Source organism: Collinsella sp. AM18-10 (assembly GCF_003471585.1).
Classification (GTDB): domain Bacteria; phylum Actinomycetota; class Coriobacteriia; order Coriobacteriales; family Coriobacteriaceae; genus Collinsella.
In genome coordinates this window covers 1-4,917 of the sequence record NZ_QRJO01000031.1, presented here as the reverse complement: position 1 = coordinate 4,917, position 4,917 = coordinate 1, and the positions used below count along the sequence as shown (strand labels likewise).

The 4,917-nt window shown below is 59.7% G+C and carries 3 protein-coding genes; all 3 read left to right on the top strand.

Going from position 1 to position 4,917, the window contains the following annotated elements:
- Nucleotides 1-145: 145 nt before the first annotated feature.
- The 3 genes from argF (at nucleotide 146) to DW211_RS09900 (ending at nucleotide 4,854) form a co-directional block, all read left to right on the top strand.
- On the top strand, nucleotides 146-1,141 hold the full coding sequence (gene argF / locus DW211_RS09910; RefSeq protein ID WP_117584234.1) for an ornithine carbamoyltransferase: 996 nt from the start codon (nucleotides 146-148) through the stop codon (nucleotides 1,139-1,141).
- Nucleotides 1,142-1,279: 138 nt separating this feature from the next.
- Complete coding sequence (locus DW211_RS09905) at nucleotides 1,280-2,767, top strand: YfcC family protein (protein WP_369831814.1); 1,488 nt, start codon at nucleotides 1,280-1,282, stop codon at nucleotides 2,765-2,767.
- Nucleotides 2,768-3,372: 605 nt separating this feature from the next.
- On the top strand, nucleotides 3,373-4,854 hold the full coding sequence (locus tag DW211_RS09900) for a DUF1846 domain-containing protein (RefSeq protein WP_006234276.1): 1,482 nt from the start codon (nucleotides 3,373-3,375) through the stop codon (nucleotides 4,852-4,854).
- The last annotated feature ends 63 nt before the right edge of the window (nucleotides 4,855-4,917 follow it).

Sequence of the window (4,917 nt, the reverse complement as noted above, 5' to 3'; positions counted from 1 at the left end):
GCGCTGCATGAGCATGCCCTTCTGGCGCGAGGACCTCTAAGTCTTTCCGTTTCCGGTGCGGTCCCCCTACAACCGCACCGGTTTCGCCCGTCAAACGGGCAACACTAATACTTACGTAATTCATTTTTTCGAAAGGAAACGAACCATGGGTGTTAACCTCTCCGGCCGTAGCTTCCTCAAGCTTCTCGACCTCACCACTGAGGAGATCGAGTACCTGCTCAAGCTCTCCAAGAACTTCAAGGATATGAAGCGCGCTGGCGTTCCGCACCGCTATCTCGAGGGCAAGAACATCGTTCTGCTCTTCCAGAAGACCTCCACTCGTACCCGCTGCGCCTTCGAGGTCGGCGGCATGGATCTGGGCATGGGCGTCACCTACCTCGATCCCGGTTCGTCGCAGATGGGCAAGAAGGAGTCCATCGAGGACACCGCTCGCGTTCTCGGCCGCATGTATGACGGCATCGAGTTCCGCGGCTTTGCCCAGGACGACGTCGAGGAGCTCGCCGCTAAGTCCGGCGTGCCCGTGTGGAACGGCCTGACCACTGAGTGGCACCCCACCCAGATGCTCGCCGACATCCTGACCGTCCAGGAGAACTTCAACTACGACATCAAGGGCAAGACCCTCGTCTTCATGGGCGACTGCAAGAACAACGTCGCTCGCTCCCTCATGGTTGTCTGCTCCAAGCTCGGCATGAACTTCGTGGCCTGCGGCCCCGAGGAGTGCATGCCCGCTGACGACGTCATCGAGGCCTGCAAGCCCATCGCCGAGGCCAACGGCTGCACCATCAAGCTGACCACCGACGTCAAGGACGGCGTCACCGGTGCCGACGTTCTCTACACCGACGTTTGGGTCTCCATGGGCGAGCCCGACGAGGTCTGGGCCGAGCGCATCGCTCAGCTCACCCCGTATCGCGTTACCTCCGAGGTCATGGCTATGGCCAACCCGGGTGCCATCTTCCTGCACTGCCTGCCCAGCTTCCACGACACCAACACCACGATTGGCGCCGAGAAGTGCGAGCAGTTCGGCATCACCGAGCAGGAGGTCACCGACGAGGTCTTCGAGAGCCCCGCTTCCAAGGTCTTCGACGAGGCCGAGAACCGCATGCACACCATCAAGGCTGTCATGTACGCTACGCTCAAGTAAGAGCATCTAGCATCTCGCTCGGGGTGCATTGCTGCGCACCCCGAGCACTTTTGTCTGGTAAAAATCTCGCACCGAACGACATGCACGGCACGGAAGAGCCGCTTCGGGCGAGATCAGTAAATGATTTATGAAGGGGGGATGAGAACTATGACTGAGACCGCTAAGAAAAAGCGCGGTATGCCTTCATCGTTCACCATTCTTCTTGCTCTGCTGGCAATCGTCGCGGTTGTTACCGTTATCGTCTCCGGTACGTCCGGTGGCGCGGTTACCGCTGCCCGCTTGAGCGATTTCTGCACCGCCCCGGTCAAGGGCTTCGCTGACGCTCTGCCCGTCTGCCTCTTCGTTATGATCCTCGGCGGCTTCCTCGGCATGATGACCGAGACCGGCGCCCTGGACAACGGCATTGCCGTTCTGGTGCAGAAGCTTAAGGGCAATGAGATCATGCTCATTCCCGTGCTGATGCTCATCTTCTCCCTCGGTGGTACCACCTATGGTATGTGCGAGGAGACCGTTCCCTTCTACGCCCTGCTCGCCGCTACCATGATGGCTGCTGGCTTCGACCCCATGGTCGGCGCTGCAACCGTCCTGCTCGGCGCTGGCTGCGGCTGCCTCGGCTCCACGGTTAACCCGTTTGCCGTCGGCGCTGCCGTCGACGCTCTGACCGGCGTTGGCATTGAGGTCAACCAGTCCATCATCATCGGCCTCGGTGCCGTCCTGTGGATTGTTACCACCGCCATGTCCATCTTCTTCGTCATGAGCTATGCCAAGAAGGTCAAGGCTGACAAGGGCTCCACCATCCTTTCGATGCAGGAGCTCAAGGACGCCGAAGAGGCTCACGGCAAGGCTGCTTCCGAGGTTCACAAGGAGGTCAAGCTCACCGGTCGTCAGAAGGGTGTTCTGATCGCCTTTGCCTTCACCTTCGTCGTCATGATCGTCGGCTTCATCCCGCTGGCCGACCTTAACGAGGGCGTCGCCAACTTCTTCGATGCTGGCGCTGTCTATGACGCCGACGGTAACGCCATCGTTCAGGGCTGGTCTGCCCTGATCACCGGCCTGCCCATTGGTCAGTGGTACTTCGACGAGGCTTCCACCTGGTTCTTCCTCATGGCTGTCCTGATCGGTATTATCGGCGGCCTGTCCGAGAAGCAGATCGTCAACACCTTCATCACCGGCGCTGCCGACATGATGTCCGTTGTCCTCGTCATCGCCCTCGCCCGTGGTATCTCCGTCCTCATGGCTAGCACCGGCCTCGACGTCTACGTCCTCGACGCTGCCGCCAATGCTCTGGCTGGCCTGTCCGGCGTGATCTTCGCTCCCATGAGCTTCCTGGTCTACTTCGGCCTGTCCTTCCTGATCCCCTCGACCTCCGGTATGGCTACTGTCTCCATGCCCATCATGGGACCGCTGGCTGTTAAGCTCGGCTTCTCGCCCGAGGTCATGGTCATGATCTTCTCCGCCGCCATCGGCGTCGTGAACCTGTTCACCCCGACCTCCGGCGCCATCATGGGCGGTCTTGCCCTGGCCAAGATCGAGTGGACGACCTGGCTCAAGTTTGCTCTTAAGCTCATCGTCGCTCTCTCCGTCGTCTGCGCCATCATCCTGACCGTCGCTTGCGTGATGCTCTAAGTACCCCTTGGGTACCCCACGGAAACCATGACGATCCTATAACGGATCACCTGGTCATCGTCTGTCCGGTGGGGTAACCCCACCGGTAGACTCCTACCTTTGGCCCCCTCCCGTTCCGTGCGCGGGAGGGGGCGCTCTTGTGTTCCGGCGTTTTACCAAACGCCGGAACCACTCGACGCTGCAAGCCCGCCAGAGCGGCAATCTGACGTTCAATCGTCGGGCATGGCCAAAAGGCCTATGCCCTCCTCTTTCACGTCACCTTGCTCGCTCTGGCGGGCTTTCGCTGACTTATGCTCAACCTGCGGCGCTGCCATTGTTGGCGCAGGGGGCGGCTTGCTCGCTCTGGCGCCTGTTCGCTGTCCGTTCTCTGCCCACGACGTTTCTGCTGTTGGTGCAAAGGGGTCAGGTTAATTTGCGCCAAAAGGGGAAGTTGCGGTGGAATAGTTCCCGTTTGGCCGTCTTGAGGGGTTAAACAGGAGCTATTTCACCGCAACTTATCGATGGCGTGTTTGGTTGGTGCCTGTTGATGGTCTGGTTATCGGGGAGGGCGGGCTCCGTTATAATCGCGTAGGAACTTAATTTACGAAACGGGACGGGAGCCATACATGCGCCAGGGTTTCGACAACGCGAAGTATATCGAGCTGCAGGCTGCTCACATTAAGGAGCGCATCTCGCAGTTTGGCGGCAAGCTGTATTTGGAGTTTGGCGGCAAGCTGTTCGATGACTATCATGCCAGCCGCGTGCTACCGGGTTTTGAGCCGGACAGCAAGTTCCGCATGCTCAAAAGCATCGCCGACGATGTCGAGGTTATCATCGCGATCAACGCGAACCACATCGAGAAAAACAAGGCTCGTGGTGACCTTGGCATTACCTATGACGAGGATGTGCTGCGCCTGGTTGACCTGTTCCGCGGCAACGGCTTTGCTGTCGCGGCCGTGGTCATCACCCAGTACGCTGGACAGCCCGCTGCCGATGTGTTCCGCAACCGCCTGAACGCGCTCGGTATTCCCGCCAAGCTGCACTATCCCATCGAGGGGTATCCGCACGATGTCGATCTGATTGTGTCCGACGACGGCTATGGCAAGAACGAGTTTGTCGAGACCACCCGACCGCTCGTTGTCGTGACGGCGCCCGGCCCTGGCTCGGGCAAGCTCGCCACTTGCCTGTCTCAGCTCTATCACGAGCACAAGCATGGCACGGCCGCCGGCTATGCCAAATTCGAGACCTTCCCGGTTTGGAATCTGCCCCTTACGCATCCGGTCAATATTGCCTACGAGGCCGCCACGGCAGACCTCGATGACGCCAACATCATCGACTCCTTCCACCTGGAGGCCTACAACAAGACCACGGTCAACTACAACCGCGACGTCGAGGCCTTCCCGGTAGTCCGTGCCCTGATGGAAAAGATCCTGGGCAAGAGCCCCTACCAGAGCCCTACGGACATGGGCGTCAATATGGTCGGTTTTGCCATCACCGATGACGATGCCTGCCGCGACGCCTCCAAGATGGAGATCGTCCGCCGCTACTTTACCGCGGTCGAAAATGTGCGCCGTACCGGCGTGGGCGATGAGCAAGTCGACCGTCTCAAGATTATTATGAAGAAAGCCGGCATCGATAAGAACTACTCACCGGCGCGCTCGGCGGCCCTCACCAGGGAGCAGCTGACGGGTGGTCCCGTGGGTGCCATGGTCATGCCCGATGGCTCCGTGGTGACCGGTAAGACCTCCACGCGCCTGGGCGCCGCAAGTTCGCTCATTATGAACGCCCTCAAGCATGTCTCGGGCGTCGACCTTGAGCTCGAGGTCATTAGCGATGAGGCGATCGAGCCCATCAGCAAGCTCAAGACGCATTTCCTGGGCAGCAAAAACCCGCGCCTCCACACCGACGAGACGCTTATGGCGCTGTCAATCACCTCGGCCACGAGTGAGACGGCCGCTCGCGTCCTTTCGGGCCTGGAGCAGCTGCGCGGTTGCGATGCCTTCTTTAGCGTGATTATCTCGCCGACGGACGAGACGGTACTGCGCAAGTTGGGCATCAACGTGTGCTGCGAGCCCAAGTTTGAGCGCCGCGGTTTCTTCCATCGCTAAGTTTGAAGCACCGCGGTAATTGCATGGCTCTGTTAGACCAGGATTGACATTCCGCCCCATCAT